Source organism: Streptomyces iranensis, assembly GCF_017874715.1.
In the GTDB taxonomy this organism is placed as follows: Bacteria; Actinomycetota; Actinomycetes; order Streptomycetales; family Streptomycetaceae; genus Streptomyces; species Streptomyces iranensis.
Genome location: NZ_JAGGLR010000026.1, coordinates 163,680 through 180,424, shown reverse-complemented (window position 1 = coordinate 180,424; position 16,745 = coordinate 163,680). Strand labels below are relative to the sequence as shown.

General features: G+C 71.2%; 15 protein-coding genes and 1 tRNA gene. 4 read left to right on the top strand and 12 right to left on the bottom strand.

Translation table 11 applies throughout. The annotated features are described in order from the left end of the window. Positions 1-59 precede the first annotated feature (59 nt). Positions 60-290 carry a hypothetical protein gene (locus J2Z30_RS38725; protein ID WP_044572921.1) on the bottom strand — a complete coding sequence of 77 codons (231 nt, stop codon included), beginning with the start codon at positions 288-290 and terminating at the stop codon, positions 60-62. A 30-nt stretch (positions 291-320) separates the two neighbouring features. On the opposite strand from J2Z30_RS38725, the gene J2Z30_RS38720 reads away from it, so the two are divergent. Continuing rightward, positions 321-1,172 (top strand): YceI family protein, encoded by an 852-nt coding sequence (locus tag J2Z30_RS38720; protein ID WP_044572920.1) that lies wholly within the window; start codon positions 321-323, stop codon positions 1,170-1,172. An 18-nt stretch (positions 1,173-1,190) separates the two neighbouring features. Here the strand turns inward: J2Z30_RS38720 and J2Z30_RS38715 are convergent, their stop codons facing one another. The 6 genes from J2Z30_RS38715 to J2Z30_RS38690 form a co-directional block, all read right to left on the bottom strand. After that, entirely contained in the window at positions 1,191-2,009 is an 819-nt protein-coding gene (locus J2Z30_RS38715) for a TetR/AcrR family transcriptional regulator (protein ID WP_044572918.1), read from the bottom strand. A gap of 81 nt (positions 2,010-2,090) precedes the next feature. Then, positions 2,091-3,614 (bottom strand): MFS transporter, encoded by a 1,524-nt coding sequence (locus J2Z30_RS38710; protein ID WP_044572915.1) that lies wholly within the window; start codon positions 3,612-3,614, stop codon positions 2,091-2,093. A gap of 160 nt (positions 3,615-3,774) precedes the next feature. Further along, a complete protein-coding gene (locus J2Z30_RS38705; RefSeq protein WP_044572913.1) occupies positions 3,775-6,087 on the bottom strand; it encodes an ArnT family glycosyltransferase in 2,313 nt (770 codons plus the stop codon). Continuing rightward, a complete protein-coding gene (locus tag J2Z30_RS38700) occupies positions 6,084-7,382 on the bottom strand; it encodes a bifunctional glycosyltransferase family 2/GtrA family protein (RefSeq protein ID WP_044581710.1) in 1,299 nt (432 codons plus the stop codon). The genes J2Z30_RS38705 and J2Z30_RS38700 overlap by 4 nt, the downstream gene beginning before the upstream one ends. Before the next feature lie 26 nt (positions 7,383-7,408). Continuing rightward, positions 7,409-9,475, bottom strand: a complete 2,067-nt coding sequence (locus J2Z30_RS38695) for a sensor histidine kinase (RefSeq protein WP_052701464.1) — start codon at positions 9,473-9,475, stop codon at positions 7,409-7,411. Between the two features lie 5 nt (positions 9,476-9,480). Further along, positions 9,481-10,218, bottom strand: coding sequence for a response regulator transcription factor (locus tag J2Z30_RS38690; protein ID WP_044572909.1), 738 nt, complete (start codon positions 10,216-10,218; stop codon positions 9,481-9,483). A 170-nt stretch (positions 10,219-10,388) separates the two neighbouring features. Between J2Z30_RS38690 and J2Z30_RS38685 the strand changes: the two genes are divergently transcribed. Continuing rightward, positions 10,389-11,261: an LLM class F420-dependent oxidoreductase gene (locus J2Z30_RS38685; protein WP_044572907.1), complete on the top strand. Its 873-nt coding sequence runs from the start codon at positions 10,389-10,391 to the stop codon at positions 11,259-11,261. 201 nt (positions 11,262-11,462) lie between these two features. Here J2Z30_RS38685 and J2Z30_RS38680 read toward each other — a convergent pair whose 3' ends face one another. Further along, on the bottom strand, positions 11,463-12,329 hold the full coding sequence (locus J2Z30_RS38680; protein WP_044581708.1) for an amidohydrolase family protein: 867 nt from the start codon (positions 12,327-12,329) through the stop codon (positions 11,463-11,465). Positions 12,330-12,487: 158 nt separating this feature from the next. Here J2Z30_RS38680 and J2Z30_RS38675 point away from each other — a divergent pair, with 158 nt between their 5' ends. Continuing rightward, on the top strand, positions 12,488-13,198 hold the full coding sequence (locus J2Z30_RS38675) for a hypothetical protein (protein ID WP_308280228.1): 711 nt from the start codon (positions 12,488-12,490) through the stop codon (positions 13,196-13,198). A 75-nt stretch (positions 13,199-13,273) separates the two neighbouring features. Here J2Z30_RS38675 and J2Z30_RS38670 read toward each other — a convergent pair. Further along, positions 13,274-13,347: transfer RNA gene (locus J2Z30_RS38670), tRNA-Met, on the bottom strand. Positions 13,348-13,416: 69 nt separating this feature from the next. Beyond that, the gene (locus J2Z30_RS38665; RefSeq protein WP_044572900.1) at positions 13,417-13,950 is read right to left on the bottom strand and encodes a hypothetical protein; all 534 of its coding nucleotides are present in this window, start codon (positions 13,948-13,950) and stop codon (positions 13,417-13,419) included. Positions 13,951-14,157: 207 nt separating this feature from the next. Here J2Z30_RS38665 and J2Z30_RS38660 point away from each other — a divergent pair, with 207 nt between their 5' ends. Next, on the top strand, positions 14,158-14,637 hold the full coding sequence (locus J2Z30_RS38660) for a hypothetical protein (protein WP_044572897.1): 480 nt from the start codon (positions 14,158-14,160) through the stop codon (positions 14,635-14,637). A gap of 50 nt (positions 14,638-14,687) precedes the next feature. Here the strand turns inward: J2Z30_RS38660 and J2Z30_RS38655 are convergent, their stop codons facing one another. Next, positions 14,688-15,368, bottom strand: a complete 681-nt coding sequence (locus J2Z30_RS38655) for a response regulator transcription factor (RefSeq protein ID WP_044572894.1) — start codon at positions 15,366-15,368, stop codon at positions 14,688-14,690. Further along, complete coding sequence (locus J2Z30_RS38650; RefSeq protein WP_044572891.1) at positions 15,365-16,702, bottom strand: sensor histidine kinase; 1,338 nt, start codon at positions 16,700-16,702, stop codon at positions 15,365-15,367. The genes J2Z30_RS38655 and J2Z30_RS38650 overlap by 4 nt, the downstream gene beginning before the upstream one ends. Positions 16,703-16,745: the final 43 nt, after the last annotated feature.

The window sequence follows — 16,745 nt, the reverse complement described above, 5'->3', positions numbered from 1 at the left end:
GGGCCCGGGGCGCGCAAGAGCGGAGTCGCGCCCCGGCCCCGGTCCGGGCGGCGGATTTCTCAGCCGGACCCGGAACCCGGATCCCGGCGGCGGTGTAGTGAAGGCAGGGGACGGCCTGACACCGCCGCCCGGATCCGGCGCACAGACCCGACGAGTACCACCAGCACGGCAAGTACCACGAGCACGGCAAGCACGACCACCAGCACGGCAAGCACGACCAGCACCACGAGTACGAACAGCGCGACGCGCACGACCAGCGCGCCGGGCGACATGAGCGACACGAGCAACACGGCGACACCCGAGCGGGAGCGAAACGCGGCATGACGACCACAGGAGCAGGAGCAGGCGGGGGAGCGGGGCTGCGGGCCCGGATCCACACCCGCGACGGCTGGGCGGTCCAGCACGCGGTGCTGACCGTCACCGATATGACGGGTGCCCAGGTGCTGCGCGCGCAGGCCGACACGGACGGCGCCGTGCGGACCGACGGGCCGCTGCCGCCGGGGCCGTACACGATCATCGCCACCGCGGTCGGCTATGCCCCGGTCGCGTCCACGGCGATCGTCACGGCCTCCGGGCGGGCCGACGTGGGCACGGTGGTACTGGCGCGCCAGGGCGGGGTGGAGCTTCCGCCGCCCGGGGCGTGGACGATCGACCCGGCGCATTCGACGGTGGCCGCGGTCGCCCAGCACCTGGGGATCTCCAGCGTCCACGGCCGGTTCACCGAGTTCGGCGGGCGGATCGAGGTCGCCGAGGACATCGAGAAGTCGCGCGTCGAGGCGGTCATGCGGGCCGCCAGCATCGACACCGGCAACACGATGCGGGACGGCCATCTGAAGTCGCCCGACTTCCTCAATGTGGAGGAGTTCCCGGAGCTGACGTACCGAAGCACGCATCTGAGCGCGGCCGGGGCCGACCGCTGGACGGTCCATGGCGAGCTGTCGATGCACGGCGTGGTCCGGGACGTGGACCTGGACCTGACGTACCTGGGCACGGGCCCCGACCCCTGGGGCGGGGTGCGGGCGGCCTTCCGGGCCGTCGCCGAGCTGCGCCGCGAGGACTTCGCGATGAACTACAACCAGGTGGTCGCGGCGGGCATCGCGGCGATCGGCACCACCCTGCGGGTGGAGCTGGACATACAGGCGGTGCAGGGCGAGCAGCTCCCCACGGCCTGACCTGCCCGCCACCGCGCGCTATCGGTCCCTCAGGGCTTCGATACCGGCGATCGCGAGGTCCAGGGCGAAGGTGAAGTCGCGGTCCTGCATCTCCTGGACCGTGGTGCCGCCGCGAGCCTCCATGATCTTCCGCGCCTCGTCGAACTCCATACGGTCCTCGACCGTGCCCATCATCTCGTGGAACAGCTCGTCCTGGGTGACTCCCGCCGCCCGGCAGCGGGCGAAGAAGCGGCCCTCGATCGTGCCGAAGCCGTAGACGAACTGGTAGACGAGGGCCAGCGCGCTGGTGATCCTGTCGTCCGGCAGCCCGCTGTTGCGCATCACGGCCAGCGCGGCGTTGTTGAAGACCACCGCGTTGGGCCCGATGTTGAGGTACTCCCCCAGCAGCGCCGCCAGCCAGGGGTGGCGCACCAGCACCCGCCGGTACTCGGAGGCGACCTGGCGCAACTGCTCATGCCAGTCCCGCGGCTCGGCCGGGGCGTACTCAAGGCCTTCGATGGAGCCGACGGCCTCGACGGAGCCGACGGCCTCGACGGAGCTGACGGCCTCGATGGGCAGCGCTATCTCGCCCATGGCCGCGTCGAGGGCGAGTTCGAGCAGATGATCCTTGGTCTCCACGTACCAGTAGACCGACATGGCGGTCACCCCGAGCTCCGCCGCGAGCCGTCGCATCGAGAAGCCCGAAAGACCCTCGGCGTCCAGCAGCCGCATCGTCGCCGCGACGATCTTCAGATGGTCGAGCCCGACGGGCTGCTGGTCGCCCTTGCGCTTGGGGGTTTTACGCTCGGAGAGCCAGACGCTGGACCGTGGGGGAACGGTGCGGCTGCCGGTTGCCATGGCGGCGCCTCTCTTTCTCCGGTGCGCTGGCGCCACATATGACCCGGGACCGGGCACGCGGCACCTCACTACTTGAAGATGCTATGCCGCCGGGGCCTCCTGTGAAGATCGTTCAGCCCTGCTGAGCAGCAGTGCGGCCAGCACTCCACCCGCCAGCACGGCCGCCGCGCCGACCAGCTGGCTGGTCTCCACACCCGAGGCGAAGGCGTCCGCGACGGCCTCGCGGTCCTCGGGGGTACGGGCGGCGGCGAGAGCGGCCGGGAGCGAGCCCGCTCCGGTGGCGACGGCGGGCAGCAGCGAGCCGAAGCGGGAGTTGAGCACGGCGCCGAGGACCGCGACACCGAGCCCGTTGCCGCATTCGGTGAGCGTGCCGTTGACCCCCGCGCCCACCCCAGCCTTCTCCGGTGGGATGGCCGACATGATGGCGTTCGCCATCGCGGGCATGGCCAGCGCGATACCGGCCCCCATCACCACCAGCCCGAAGAGCATTCCGCCATAGCCATCCGCACCGAGCGTCGCGATGGCGGCGAGACCGGCCGAGAGCAGCACCATCCCACCGACGATGGTCACCGGGGTCCCGAGCTTGGGCAGCAGCCGCGCGCCGACACCGGTGAGATTGAGCACGACGATCACCAGCGCGAGCGGCGCGGTGCGCAGCCCCGCGTCCAGCGCGTCATAGCCGAGCACGAACTGCAGGTGCTGGGTGAGCAGGAAGAGCGAACCGCCCATCCCGAAGGCCACCAGGATGCCGCCCGCCACCGCGCCCACGAACCGGCGGTCGCGGAAGAAGTGCATATCCAGCATCGGATACGGAATATGACGCTCCCACAGCGCGAATCCGGTCATCACGGTGATGCCGATGAAGGCGGACAGCAGCACCCGGCTGGAGGTCCAGCCGTGCTCCGGCCCGGAGATGATCGCGAAGACGATGCCGGTCATGCCGACCGTGGACAGCAGCGCGCCGAGCAGATCGGGGCGGTCGCTGGTCGGCGCCTTCGACTCCGGCACCAGCCAGACCACGGCCACCAGCCCGAGCAGCGCCACCGGGATATTGATCAGGAAGATCGAACCCCACCAGAAGTGCTCCAGCAGCGCGCCGCCGATCAGCGGCCCCGCCGCGAAGCCGAGCGAGCCGACCGCACCCCACAGCCCGATGGCCTTGGCCCGTTCGCCCTCGTCGAAGACCTGCACCACGACGGCGAGCGTCGTGGTCATCAGCAGCGCCCCGCCGATGCCCATACCCGCGCGGGCGGCGATCAGCTGGCCGGGATCCTGCGCCATCGACGCCGCGAACGAGCCGATGCCGAACAGGGCGAGCCCGGCGGCCAGCAGCTTCTTCCGCCCATAGCGGTCGGCGGCGCTGCCCGCGGTGAGCAGCAGCCCCGACTGGACCAGCGAATAGGCATTGATCATCCACTGGATCTCGGCCGTGCGGGCATCCATCTCCCTGGCCAGCGAGGGGACCGCCACATTGAGGATCGTGTTGTCCAGCAACACGGTGAGCTGGGCCAGGCAGATCACGGCGAGGATCAGCCAGCGCTGAGGATGGCCACCCGGGGACTGATCGAGTGGCGCGGAGGCGGCGTCAGCGGTCGAGACCGTCATGGGGACTCCAGGCGGGCTTATACGGTGTATGACGATGAGCTGGGCCTTACACCGTACAAGTGGCGCTGTACGCTGTACAGCGAATTATGTGCGCGCGTCGCATACGCGTACGGGCCGGTGGCCGCGGGGTGAACCCGCGACCACCGGCCCGTACCTACGTCTACGCCTTCTGAGTCAGGTCATAGAGCGTGGAGCCGCCCACGGTGACCTTCTTGTAGGTGGCCTCGATCCAGGAGGTGATCTGGGACGAGGTCCCCTGGCCGCCACCCGGCCCGCCGCCCATGCCGGTGCCCGAGGAGATGAAGTAGTGGATCCTGCCCTGCTTCACATACTCCTTGAACTGGGCGAGCGTCGGGGACGGGTCGCTGCCGTTGAAGCCACCGATGGCCATCACGGGTTTCTCGGTGGCGAGTTGGTAGCTCGCGGCGTTCTGGGAGCCGATCGCCGCGGCCGCCCAGGTGTAATCGTCGGCGTTCTTCTCCAGCTTCGCCTCCACGTCGGCGTCGACCTGCTGACCGTCGAGCAGTCCGCCCATACCGCCGCCACGGCGACCGCCCTCGCCCATGCCGCCGCCGGGCAGCATGCCCGGCCGGCCGTTCTGCCCCTGGCCGCCCTGGGAGTTGCCCGTGCCGTTGCGCGGGGACTGGCCACCGCCCGGGAAGCCCCCGCCGGGGAAGCCGTTCTGGCCACCACCCGGCTGACCGCCACCGGTGCCACCGCCGGTGCCACCGCCCGGCATGCCCTGCGGACCGCCCTGGCCCTGACCCTGCTGGCCTTGTCCCTGCTGGCCCTGACCACCCTGGCTGCCCTGCCCCTGCTGGCCCGCGCCCTGGCGTCCGTTCTGCATCCCCGGCGGACCGCCCCGGCCGCCGCCCGGGAAGCCGCCACCGGGGCCGCCCATACCGCCCGCCACCGACGGACCGGCCGTCACGATGGAACCGTGCTTCGGGGTGTCCACCGTGTTGAGCGTGTACGCGACCGGCCCGGCCAGCCCCGCCGCGAGCCCGAGTCCCGCCGCGGCCAGCGCCGCCCTCCGGCCCAGGCGCGCCGTCAGCAGCAGCCCGGCCGCCGCCGCGAGCCCGCCGATCAGCACCGCCCAGCGCAGCCAGGGGTACCAGTCCGGCGACCGTCCCAGCAGGACGTACGACAGGTACGCGGTGACCGCGACCGTCACGGCCAGCACCGCCGAGGCCGCCGCCCCCGCCCGGCCGCCTTCGCTCCACCGCTCCCACAGCAGGGCCGCGCCCATGCCCACGAGCGCCGCGATATAGGGCGCCAGCGCGATGTTGTAGTACTGGTGGAAGATCCCGGACATGAAGCTGAAGGTGGCGAACGTCATCAGCAGCGCCCCGCCCCACACCAGGAAGGCCGCGCGCCGGGTGTCGGTGCGCTTCGCCCGCCAGGTCAGCCAGATCCCCGCCGCCAGCAGGATGAACGCCGCGGGCAGCAGCCAGGCGATCTGACCGCCCATGTCGGAGCCGAAGAGCCGGTCGATCCCGGTATCGCCCCACCGGCCGCCACCGCGACCGCCCGGACCGCCCGGACCGCCCCCGCCGACGCTGCCGGTCTCATCGCCGTTGATCCGGCCCAGACCGTTGTAGCCGAAGGTCAGCTCCAGGAAGCTGTTGTGCTGCGAACCGCCGATGTACGGGCGCGAGGACTCCGGCCACAGCTCGACGATCGCGACCCACCAGCCGCCGGAGACCACCATCGCGAGCCCCGCGAGCAGCAGCTGCCCGATCCGCCGGCCGAACTTCGCCGGGGCGCACACCGCGTACACCACCGCGAGCGGCGGCAGGATCAGCCACGCCTGAAGCGTCTTGGTGAGGAAGCCGAGGCCGAAGCAGACCCCGGCCAGCACCAGCCACTTGGTGCGCGCGTCCTCCAGGGCGCGCAGCACGCAGTAGACGGCCGAGACCATCAGCAGGCACAGCAGCGCGTCGGGGTTGTTGAAGCGGAACATCAGCGCCGCGACCGGGGTCACCGCGAGCGCCGCGCCCGCGATAAGCCCGGCGGCCGCGCCGAACCTGCGCCGTACGGCCGCGTACAGCACCCCGACCGTCGCGACGCCCATCAGCGCCTCGGGGGCGAGGACCGCCCAGGAGGAGAGGCCGAAGAGCCGCACCGACAGGGCCATCGGCCACAGCGCGGCCGGGGGCTTGTCGACGGTGATGGAGTTCGCGGCGTCGGAGGAGCCGAAGAAGAACGCCTTCCAGCTCTCGCCGCCCGCCTGCACGGCGGCCGAGTAGAACTGGTTGGCGTAGCCGGACGCGCCCAGGCTCCACAGATAGAGCACGGTGGTGGCGGCCAGCAGGGCCCACAGGGCGGGCCGCGCCCAGCGCGGGTCCTCCGGCCGTCCTCTCCAGGCCCGCGCCAGGCGCGAGCCACCGGGCACCCGCGGCCCCGGCCGGGGAGCGGCGGCGGGGGTCGGCGGCGGTCCGGCCTCGCGGGTGCCGTAGTCGTAGGTGGTCATCGATCGGTCCTCGGGTCGTGGGCGGTCGTGGCCCCGCTGTCCGACGGGAAGACCCAGGCCCGGAAGAGCAGGAAGCGCAGAACGGTGGCGGCGAGGTTCGCCGCGATCAGCACGGCCAGTTCGGTGCCGTGCGAGGCGGTGCCGGGGACGGCGTCCAGGGCGGCGAGGGAGCCGCTGGTCAGCACGAGGCCGATGCCGAAGACGACCAGCCCCTGGGCCTGGTGGCGCATCGCGCGGTCCCGGCCGCGTACGCCGAAGGTGAGTCTCCGGTTGGCCGCGGTGTTGCCGAGCGCCGACAGCAGCAGCGCCAGCGCGTTGGCCACCTGCGGGCCGGTGCCCATCCGGAAGAGGGAGTACAGCAGCAGATAGACCAGTGTGCTCAGCGCGCCGACCACACAGAACCCGACCAGCTGGCGGGCCAGGCCCTTCGGCACCCCGCTCAGCTCCCGGTCGCGCGGATCGTCGCCGAACGGACGGCGCACCCGGTCCAGCGGCAGCGCACCGGTGGCCAGCGCGCGCCCCACCCGCCACACACCCTTGAGGTCCTCGGCGGCCGTCTTCACGATGTGGACCGTGCTGTTGGGGTCGTCCACCCAGTCCACCGGCACCTCGTGGATGCGCAGCCCGGCCCGCTCGGCCAGCACCAGCATCTCGGTGTCGAAGAACCACCCGGTGTCCTCGACCAGTGGCAGCAGCCGCTCCGCGACGTCCTTACGGATGGCTTTGAATCCGCACTGGGCGTCGGAGAAGCGGGCGGCCAGGCTGCCCCGCAGAATCAGGTTGTACGCCCGTGAGATGAACTCCCGCTTGGGCCCGCGCACCACCCGTGAGCTGCGGGACAGCCGCGATCCGATCGCCAGGTCGGAGTGCCCGGAGATCAGCGGGGCCACCAGCGGCAGCAGCGCCTTGAGGTCCGTGGACAGATCGACGTCCATATAGGCGAGCACGGGCGCCTCGGACAGCGACCACACGGTGCGCAGCGCCCGCCCCCGCCCCTTCTGCTCCAGCCGGACCGCCGTCACCTCCTCGATGCTCTCGTCCAGGTAGGCCGCGAGGTCGGGCGTGCGGTCCGTACTGGCGTTGTCGGCGATGGTGATCCGGAAGCCGTACGGGAAAGTGCGGGCCAGATGGTCGTGCAGCCGTCGTACGCACCGCTCGAGGTCCGCTTCCTCGTTGTAGACGGGGATGACGACGTCCAGCACCGGACGGCCGCGGACGACCGTCACCGGCCCGCGCACGGGCAAGGTTTGGAGAGGTGTCTCGGGCGGAGCCCCGAGAGGGGTGTCGGTTCGCATGCGGTCGACGGTCGCGAGCCGCGCTGTCACGGCTGTGTGGTCAGCCTGTGGCCTGCCTGTGAGTCCGTTACGCCCCGGTGAACGACCCGGTGCACGGGCAGGTGGACGCCGAACACGGTGCGTCCTGGCACGCTGTCCACCGTCACCCGTCCGTCGTGCGCGGCCACGACCGCGTGCACGATGGCCAGGCCGAGCCCCGTACTGCCCGCGGCGCGGGAGCGCGAGGCGTCGCCGCGCGCGAACCGCTCGAAGACATGCGGCAGCAGCTCGGGCGGGATGCCAGGACCGTCGTCCTCGATCTCCAGCGAGACGTACGAGGGCGGCTGCGGCGGGCCGAAGGCCCCGGCGGCGCGGGCGGCCGCGTACGGGGAGCCGTAGGGCGGGGCGTAGGGCGGGACGTACGGCTCGGCGGACGCCTGGGCGTACGGCGAGCCGCGCCCCTTACGGTGCCCATGGGGCCCACCGGGCCCGGCGGCCCCAGGGGGAGGTCCGTAGGGCATCCCGGGGGACGCCCCTGAGGGCACCCGGTAGGAGACGCCGTAGGACAGGCCGTACGGCGCCGGATACGGCGAGGGGTACGGCGACGCCTGCGGCCCGCCCCACAGCACCCGCGCCGTGACCGTGGTACCGGCCGGGGTGTGCGTCCGCGCGTTGGCGAGGAGGTTCACCAGCACCTGGCGCAGCCGGGCGTCGTCGCCGAAGACGACCGCCGGTTCATCGGGCAGCTCCAGCCGCCACTCGTGGTCCGAGCCGACCGCCCGCGCGTCGCTGACCGCGTCCACGACCAGCGGGGACAGATCGACCTCCGCGCATTCCAGCGGCCGTCCCGCGTCCAGCCGGGCCAGCAGCAGCAGATCCTCGACCAGCCCGGTCATCCGCCCGGCCTCGGACTCGACCCGGCCGAGGGCATGCCGGGTGTCGGGCCCGATCTCCTCCCGGCCGCGCCGGGTCAGCTCGGCGTAGCCGCGGATCGAGGCGAGCGGCGTACGGAGCTCATGGCTGGCGTCGGCGACGAACTGCCGCACCCGCGTCTCGCTCTCCTGTCGGGCCGCGAGCGCCGACTCCACATGGCCGAGCATGCGGTTCAGCGCCGCCCCCACCTGGCCGACCTCGGTGCGCGGATCGGCCTCCGAGGCCGGGACGCGCTCGCGCAGCGCCACCTCGCCGCTGTGCAGGGGGAGTTCGGAGACCCGGGTCGCGGTCGCCGCCACCCGGCGCAGCGGGCGCAGCGAGATGCCGACCATCGCGGCCCCGGCGATCCCGGCCGCGACCAGCCCGGCCGCGGCCACACAGACCTCCACGAGGATGAGGGTGTTGACCGTCTCCTGCGTCTGGTCGAGCGGGAAGGCGAGGATGATGCCGCCATCCCGGTGGTCCGGCTGGGCCACCGCCCGATAGCCGCCGAGGCCGGGCAGATCGATGGTGTGCACGTCTCCGTCCAGGGGGACGGCGGCGATCGCCTTCTGCTGACCGCTGGTCAGGGGGTCCACCCGGCTCTCGGCGTCGATCTCGTTCGTCATGGGCGAGTCATTGCTCTTGCCCGACCTGGAGATCTCGCCGTCCTGGCCGAACCGCGCCCCGACCGTGCCGATGGGCTGACCGGGCGAGGCGACGAAGAGCACATCGTCCCGGGGGAGCTCGCGCTCCGGTCCCGGCTTGTTCAGGAACCGCCCGACGGACGCGCGCAGATCGTCGTCCACCTGGCCCTGGAGGTACGACTGCAGGGCGAGGGTCGTGACCGAGCCGATCACCGCGCAGACCACCGCGATCAGCGCGACGGCCGAGACGACCAGGCGGGTCCGCAGGGACCAGGGGCGGCGCCCGGCCCGCTGAGCGCGCCCGGCCCGCTGAGCGTTCCCCGCCCGCTGAGCGCGTCCCGACCGCTGAGCGCGTCCCGACCGCTGGGCGCGCCGGGCGTGCGCGCGCCCCCGCGCCGCTCCCGCGCCCTGGGGCGGCTGGGAGGCGCCGGGTACCCCGGGGGGACCGGCGGCACCGGGCATCCCGGAGGCGCCGGACGACTCGGGGACGTCAGGCATGCCGTCGGTGCCGGGCATGTCGGGGCCCCAGGGCGGCCGGGGCGGGGGATGCGCCACGGTGTCTACTCCCCAGGCTTGATCAGATACCCGGCGCCCCGCCGGGTGTGGATCATCGGGCTGCGCCCGGCGTCGATCTTGCGCCGCAGATACGAGATGTAGAGCTCGACCACGTTGGCCTGGCCGCCGAAGTCATAGCTCCAGACCCGGTCGAGGATCTGCGCCTTGCTGAGCACCCGGCGCGGATTGCGCATGAGATAGCGCAGCAGCTCGAACTCGGTCGCGGTGAGATGGATCTCCTGTCCACCGCGCGACACCTCGTGGCTGTCCTCGTCCAGGATCAGATCGCCGACGGCCAGCACCGACTCACTGCGCGCGGCCGCCGCCCCCGACCTGCGCAGCAGCCCGCGCAGCCGGGCGACGACCTCCTCCAGGCTGAACGGCTTGGTGACGTAGTCGTCGCCGCCCGCCGTCAGCCCCGCGATCCGGTCCTCCACCGCGTCCCGCGCGGTCAGGAACAGCACCGGGACATCGGGCAGTTCGCGGCGCAGCCGCCCCAGCACCGCGAGCCCGTCCATATCGGGCAGCATGATGTCCAGGAGCACCGCGTCCGGGCGCAGCTCTCGGGTGATCCGGATCGCCTCCGCGCCGTCACCAGCGGTGCGCACCTCCCACCCCTCGTAGCGCAGTGCCATCGACAACAGGTCGGCGAGCGCCGACTCGTCGTCCACAACCAGCACCCGGACGGGGCTCCCGTCGGGGCGCAGCAGCTCGGTACGCCCATGAGGCGAGGTCGGCATCATGACCTCCACCCTCGGATCGGGCCCTGAGAGGTCCCTTTCGGCCGCCTGTGAATTACCTGAGAATCCTGTGGAGGCGGGACGAGACCGGCCGGGAGGCGGAACAGCGGAAAACCGGGGAACAGCTGCGGGGGCCACGGAATAACCGGAAGGACTCTCCGGCTTCCCCCTGTATGACTTCTCGTCCCGCACTTGGCAAGATCGGCATCTGGACCGCGGCCCTGAAGCTGGATGTCGCCCCATCAGAGCAGGTCAGCGAGGCAGTGGCCGAGCTGGACGAGCTGGGGTACGGCGCCGTCTGGCTCGGTGGCAGTCCCAGCCCGGATCAGGCCGGAGTCCTGCTGGACGCCACCTCCCGGATCACCGTCGCGACCGGAATCCTGAGCATCTGGGACCACGAGGCGGCCTACGTCGCCGAGCGGCACACCGCGCTCAACGCCGCCCACGACGGCCGCTTCCTCCTCGGCCTCGGCGTGAGCCACAGCGCGCTCGCCGGTGAGCGCTACAAGCGCCCGTACACGGCGATGAAGGAGTACCTGACCGCGCTGGACTCCGCCCCCGCCCCCGTCCCCGCCGCCCAGCGGGTCCTGGCCGCGCTCGGCCCCAAGATGCTCGAGCTGTCCCGCGACCGCGCGGCCGGCGCGCATCCGTACCTCGTCACCCCGGAGCACACCGCCAAGGCCCGCGACGCCCTGGGCAAGGAGGCCGTGCTCGCGCCCGAGCTGAAGGTCGTCCTCGACACGGACCTCGAGCGCGCCCGCGCCACCGCCCGCGACTACCTCGGCCGCTACCTGGCGCTGCCCAACTACACCAACAACTTCAAGCGGCTGGGCTTCGAGGACGCGGACTTCGCGGACGGCGGCAGCGACCGTCTCCTCGCCGCCATGTACGCGCTCGGCGACGCGGAGACGATCCGGGCGCGCGTGGACGAGTTCCTGGCCGCGGGTGCGGACCACATCGCGATCCAGGTGGTGAGCGACGGCCAGGGCCTCCCCCGCGAGCAGTGGCGCACGCTGGCCGAGGCGCTGCCGCTGGACAAGAGCTGACCGATCCCAGCAGCCTCCTCGCCCGGCGCCGACGCGGGCACCGGGCGAGCCCCATATCCAGGACAGCCGCGCTCTGTCCACAAGGGGCGCATCAATGGGCGCGCCAATAGGCACATCAATAGGCGCATCAATAGGCGCATCAATGGGCGCATCCGGAGCAGCCACGACCCGTCATACACAACCCGTCATATACACAACCCGTCATATCCCGAACAGCCGCGCCGCGTTCCCGTAACACACCCCGCGCAGCCACTCCTCGCCCTGCCCGACCCGCGTCAGCGCGTCCAGCGCATGCCGGTATCCGTAGGGGATGTTGGGGAAGTCGCTCCCGAACAGCACCCGGTCCCCCAGAGCGGCCAGCCGCTCCCGCTCCGACCGCGGAAACGGCCATCGGCTCTCGGTGAAGTCGGTGAAGGCCATCGTGGTGTCCAGGTGGACCTCCTCGTACCGCTCCGCCAGCCCCAGGAAGTCCGCGTACTCCGGCAGCCCCATATGCGCGATGACCAGGCGCAGCCGAGGATGCCGGGCCAGCACCCGCCCCACCGGCTCCGGTCCGGTGTACTTGCCCGGGTGGGGCCCCGAGCCGCAGTGGATGACGGCGGGCGTCCCGCTCTCGGCGAGCATGCCCCACACCGGGTCGAGCAGCTGGTCGCCCGGGTCATACGCCCCCACCTGCACATGGGCCTTGAACACCCGCGCCCCGCCCTCGAGCGCCGTGCGCACGTACCCCTCCACCCCGGGCTCGGGGAAGAAGGTCGCGGTGTGCAGACAGTCGGGCGTACGGGCGGCGAAATCGGCCGCCCAGTCGTTCAGCCACCGCGCCATGTCGGGCTTGTGGGGGTAGAGCATCGAGGTGAAGGCCCGCACCCCGAACGCCCGTAGCACCGCGAGGCGTTCGTCCTCCTCCTCGCGGTAGGTGATGTGCCAGCGGGGCTCGACGGCGTCGAAGAAGGCCCAGACCTTGTCCAGTACGCGCTGGGGCATGAAGTGGGTGTGCACATCGATGAGTCCGGGCAGCCCGAGCTCCTGCCAGAACCGCTGCACCGACACCACGGCGGGATCGTCCATACGGATCACGGTAGTTGCCCCGGGCGTATTGCTACAGCCTCGTCCCAAGCTCGAGCCCCGAGTTGATCACAGCCTCGACCAGTGGTTTTGTCACGCCCATGATGATCTGCGGTAGCAAGATCACCACAAGGGGAACCGAGAGGGTGAACTGACGCTCCGTGACCGGCGTATCCATCTACGGCAGTCACCACCCGCTCGACGTCGTCACCGACCCACCATCACCAACCACCGGGGGACCGTCCATGCTCAACCGCCGCCCGCCTCGCGCCGCCGCCCGATCCGGGACCGCTCTCGTCTGCGCCCTCGGCGTCACCCTCCTCGCCCTCGCCACCGCCGGCTGCGAGGACGACACCGCCGCGTCCGGCCGACGGCAGCCCGCGACCCGCGCCGACATGGCGGCCGACAGCGACGGCGGCAAGACCCTCCGGCTCGGCGAGCCCACCTCGGTCACCTACAAGCGCGGCTCGGACCATATGCGCGGCGCCCTGCGGGTCACGGCGGTGAGCGTGCGCAAGGGCACCCGTGCCGAGCTGAGGACGGCGGGTGTGGAACCGTCCGACGTACGGACCACCCAGCCGTACTACGTCACCATGACCTTCGAGAACATCGGCGAGAGCTCCCTCCACTACCCCTTCCTCAACACCCCCACCGGGCTCGAGGACACAGGCGGTGTGGACGACCAGCCGCTCATCACCGGCGACACCGAGGTGACGGCCTGCCCGGGGAAGGACCCGGACGACTTCGCGGTGGGGGCGAAGATCTCCCTGTGCAAGGTGTTCCTGGTGCCCAACGGCATACGCCCGTCGGTGGTGACGTACAGCACAGGCGATGACACCAAGCGCCCGGTGGGCTGGAAGGCCACGCGCTGATGGCGGCGGGGCCCTCGGCGTGACCGAACGACCGAGGGCCCGGCACTGAAGAGTGCCGGGCCCTCGATACCTGAGTAGCGGGGACAGGATTTGAACCTGCGACCTCTGGGTTATGAGCCCAGCGAGCTACCGAGCTGCTCCACCCCGCGTCGGTAGACGTAACTGTACGTCGTTCTCCCCGCTAAGGGAAATCCATACCGCCGCCTCCGGCCGACCACTCAGAAAAGCGCCTCGACCAGGGCCGAAACAGCACCGACGACCGCCCCGTACCCAAGGACCGTCAGCAGCGGCCAGGGAACGGGACGGGGAACGAGCACCCGCCAGTGGAAGCCGTAGTCCCGGTACTCGGCCATGCCCTCCGTCCCGGGCAGCACCATGAACCGGGGCTGGACCGTGCAGAACAGCCACCAGTCCAGAACCACCAGGTCAAAGAGGATGAGGGCGAGCCAGATCAGACCCCCGAAGACGAACGCGCGCCAGAAGCCGAGCCCGCCGTCGGTCCGACCGTGCAGATCGACCATCCCGGCGACCGGCACAGCGATGAACACCACCGCGTTCAACGCCCCCATGACCCCGGCCGTCCGCTTCCCCCGCGCACTTTGCGCGCCATAGCGCTCCCGGATCGCGGTCGGATAGTCGTCGACCAGCGCGTCCCTGGCCACCAGCAGTCCGCCGACGATCACTGCGGCGAACAGCACCACCAGCACAAGAGCGCAGGAAAGACTCACCCCGACCAGCTGCCACCAGCTCATGGCACCGCAGCATAGGGCAGAAAATTAGGCTTGCCTAACCTAACCGCGGTCGGAAGCCACTCCGCAACCACTCCACTCCGACGGCCCGTCCGGGCATTAGCGGAGCGTTAGCCGTACGGCGGTGGATCAACAGCGGTGACCGACAGCCTTGTTCTCACGAGCCGGAACCACCACGTCGCGAGACACCATGCGAGAACGGGGAAGACCATGTCGCACCGCACCGCCCTCCGCCACAACCGCCACGCCCGCAAGGCCGCCGCCGCCATGATCATCGCGGTCGCCGCGCTCGGGCTCACGGCGTGCCAGGACGGCGAGACGGACTCCTCGTCCTCGTCCCCGTCCTCACCCTCCGCCTCGGCGAGCGCCCCGCAGTCCTCCGCACCCACGGCGAAGGACCAGGACCAGGCCAAGGACACCGCCAAGGGCACCCCCAGGAAGCCTGGCATGAGGTGCACGAACCAGATCGACTACGCCGGGGACTCCAGGGACAACGCCACGATCAACTCCATCGGCAACGACACCGGCTACTGCCCGCCGATCCAGAAGGAGGAATCCTCCAAGGGCACCCTCAGGAAGGGTGACATGAAGTGCACGGACCAGATCAACTACGCGGACGACCACAGGGACAACGCCACGATCAACTCCATCGGCAACGACACCGGCTACTGCCCGCCGATCGAGAAGTGAGCTCCTGCCGTGACGCCGGTCGGCGGCCACGGCCACCGTCACGGCCACGGTCACGGTGTGGGCGGAGTCGCCCGTACCAGGCCCGTCTGGTAGGCGATGACCACCAGTTGGGCGCGGTCGCGGGCGCCCAGTTTCGTCATCGCTCGGTGAACGTGGGTGCGCACGGTCAGCGGGCTGAGCGTGAGGACCTCGGCGATCTCGGTATTGGACCGGCCCTCGGCGGCCAGGCCCATCACCTCGCGCTCGCGGACGGTGAGCTCCGACAGGCGTTGCGGAGGCGCGAGGTGGGCGTCGGGGGCGGGAGACATGAGGAAGTTCGTGATGAGGGTGCGGGTCGCGGCGGGTGACAGCAGCGCCTCGCCGGAGGCGACGGTGCGCAGCCCGGCCAGCAGGGTGTCGGCGGTGACGTCCTTGCCGAGGAAGCCACTGGCACCGGCGCGCAGCGCCTGGGCGACGTAGTCCTCGGTCTCGAACGTCGTCAGGATGAGGACGCGGGTGGCGGCCAGCTCCGGGGCGGCGCAGATCGCGGAGGTGGCGGCGAGACCGTCCGTGCCCGGCATCCGGATGTCCATGAGGACGATGTCGGGGTGGTGGGCGCGGGTCAGCTCCAGCGCCTCCGCGCCGTCCGATGCCTCGCCGACCACCGTCATGTCCTCGCAGGAGTCGATCAGAATCCGGAAGGTGGCCCGCAGCAAGGTCTGGTCGTCGGCGAGCAGCACCCTGATGGTCATGACTTCTCTCCTCCCGCGGGAGCGTCCGTGGCGCCTACGGACGCTTCCGCCGCTTCGGACGCTTCAGGTGCTTCGGGCGCTTCGGATGCTTCGGATGCCGAGGGCTGGAGCGGCAGCGCGGTGGTGACCTCGAAGCCGCCTTCCGGGCGGGGTCCCGCGCAGAGTTCGCCGCCGATGGTGCGGGCGCGTTCACGCATGCCCATGACGCCGAAGCCCCGGCCCGGCACAGCCTTGGCGGCGTCGGCGGCATCGGCGGCATCGGCGGTGCCGTCGGTGTCCGGACCGTCATTGCTGACCGTGATCAGCAGGCGTGATCCGGAGTAGGCCAGACGTACCTGTGCGGAGTCCACGGCGGCGTGCTTGGAGACGTTGGTGAGCGCCTCCTGCACGATCCGGAACGCGGTCAGGTCCACCCCGGGGGAGAGCGGGCGGGGCTCCCCTGTCGTACTGACCGTGACGGCGAGTCCCGCGGACGCGCACGCCGAGACGAGCTCGGGCAGCCGAGCGAGGCCGGGAGACGGCTCCAGCGACGCGGAGGCCGGGTCGTCGCATCGGCGCAGCAGTCCCAGCGTGGCCTTCAGCTCGCGCAGCGCGGAGGACGTGGTGCCGGTCAGATCGGTGAGTATCTTCTTCGTCTGCTGCGGACTGGTGAGCGCGAGGTGAGCGGCCGTACCGGCCTGCGCGTTGGCCAGGGCCATGTGGTGGGCCACGACGTCGTGCAACTCGCGGGCGATGCGCATGCGCTCCTCGGTGACGCGCAGCCGTGCCTCCTCCTCCCGGGTGCGCTCGGCGTGTTCGGCGCGGGCCTGCACCGATGCCAGGTAGGCGCGCCGCAGCCGGGTCATGTTGCCGGCGGCGAGCGGCAGCAGCAGCCAGAAGAAGGGGCCGATCGTCCGGAGCACCAGGGACAGGCTGTCCATGGAGTCGGAGACCGCTGACGCGACCATCAGCGCCGCCATGCTGGTGACGCCGAAGACTCGTGTGGTCTTGCGGTCGGTGAGCGTGGCCAACCAGTAGAGCGCCGCCATGACGGGCCCCAGCAGCAGGGGGGTCAGCAGGTACCCCAGCGAGATCGCGATCACGGTGCAGACCGCGGTCACGACGACCGCGGTGCGCGGATGGCTGCGGTACTTCAGCAGGGCGAGGCAGGACACGCCCATGAGGGCGGTGGCGGTCCTGTCCTGGTCGGGTGGGTCGGCGCCGGGCAGGGTGAGGTTGCTGCCGAGGGCCGCACAGCCCATCAGCGACAGGACGAGCACCACGTCGATGACGTGGGGGTAGCGGTCGGCGTACTGCTCGAAACGGTCCGTATAACGCTCAAGGCTGGTGCTCATCGGCTGGGCTCTCCGCTCGCTGCTGTGGGCCATCGTGACCGAT

Bases quoted from the DNA above. Each gene is read 5' to 3' on its own strand.
- J2Z30_RS38720 (WP_044572920.1), top strand. From the start codon at position 321: ATGACGACCACAGGAGCAGGAGCAGGCGGGGGAGCGGGGCTGCGGGCC.
- J2Z30_RS38715 (WP_044572918.1), bottom strand. From the start codon at position 2,009: ATGGCAACCGGCAGCCGCACCGTTCCCCCACGGTCCAGCGTCTGGCTC.
- J2Z30_RS38710 (WP_044572915.1), bottom strand. From the start codon at position 3,614: ATGACGGTCTCGACCGCTGACGCCGCCTCCGCGCCACTCGATCAGTCC.
- J2Z30_RS38705 (WP_044572913.1), bottom strand. From the start codon at position 6,087: ATGACCACCTACGACTACGGCACCCGCGAGGCCGGACCGCCGCCGACC.
- J2Z30_RS38700 (WP_044581710.1), bottom strand. From the start codon at position 7,382: ATGCGAACCGACACCCCTCTCGGGGCTCCGCCCGAGACACCTCTCCAA.
- J2Z30_RS38690 (WP_044572909.1), bottom strand. From the start codon at position 10,218: ATGATGCCGACCTCGCCTCATGGGCGTACCGAGCTGCTGCGCCCCGAC.
- J2Z30_RS38685 (WP_044572907.1), top strand. From the start codon at position 10,389: ATGACTTCTCGTCCCGCACTTGGCAAGATCGGCATCTGGACCGCGGCC.
- J2Z30_RS38680 (WP_044581708.1), bottom strand. From the start codon at position 12,329: ATGGACGATCCCGCCGTGGTGTCGGTGCAGCGGTTCTGGCAGGAGCTC.
- J2Z30_RS38665 (WP_044572900.1), bottom strand. From the start codon at position 13,950: ATGAGCTGGTGGCAGCTGGTCGGGGTGAGTCTTTCCTGCGCTCTTGTG.
- J2Z30_RS38660 (WP_044572897.1), top strand. From the start codon at position 14,158: ATGTCGCACCGCACCGCCCTCCGCCACAACCGCCACGCCCGCAAGGCC.
- J2Z30_RS38655 (WP_044572894.1), bottom strand. From the start codon at position 15,368: ATGACCATCAGGGTGCTGCTCGCCGACGACCAGACCTTGCTGCGGGCC.
- J2Z30_RS38650 (WP_044572891.1), bottom strand. From the start codon at position 16,702: ATGAGCACCAGCCTTGAGCGTTATACGGACCGTTTCGAGCAGTACGCC.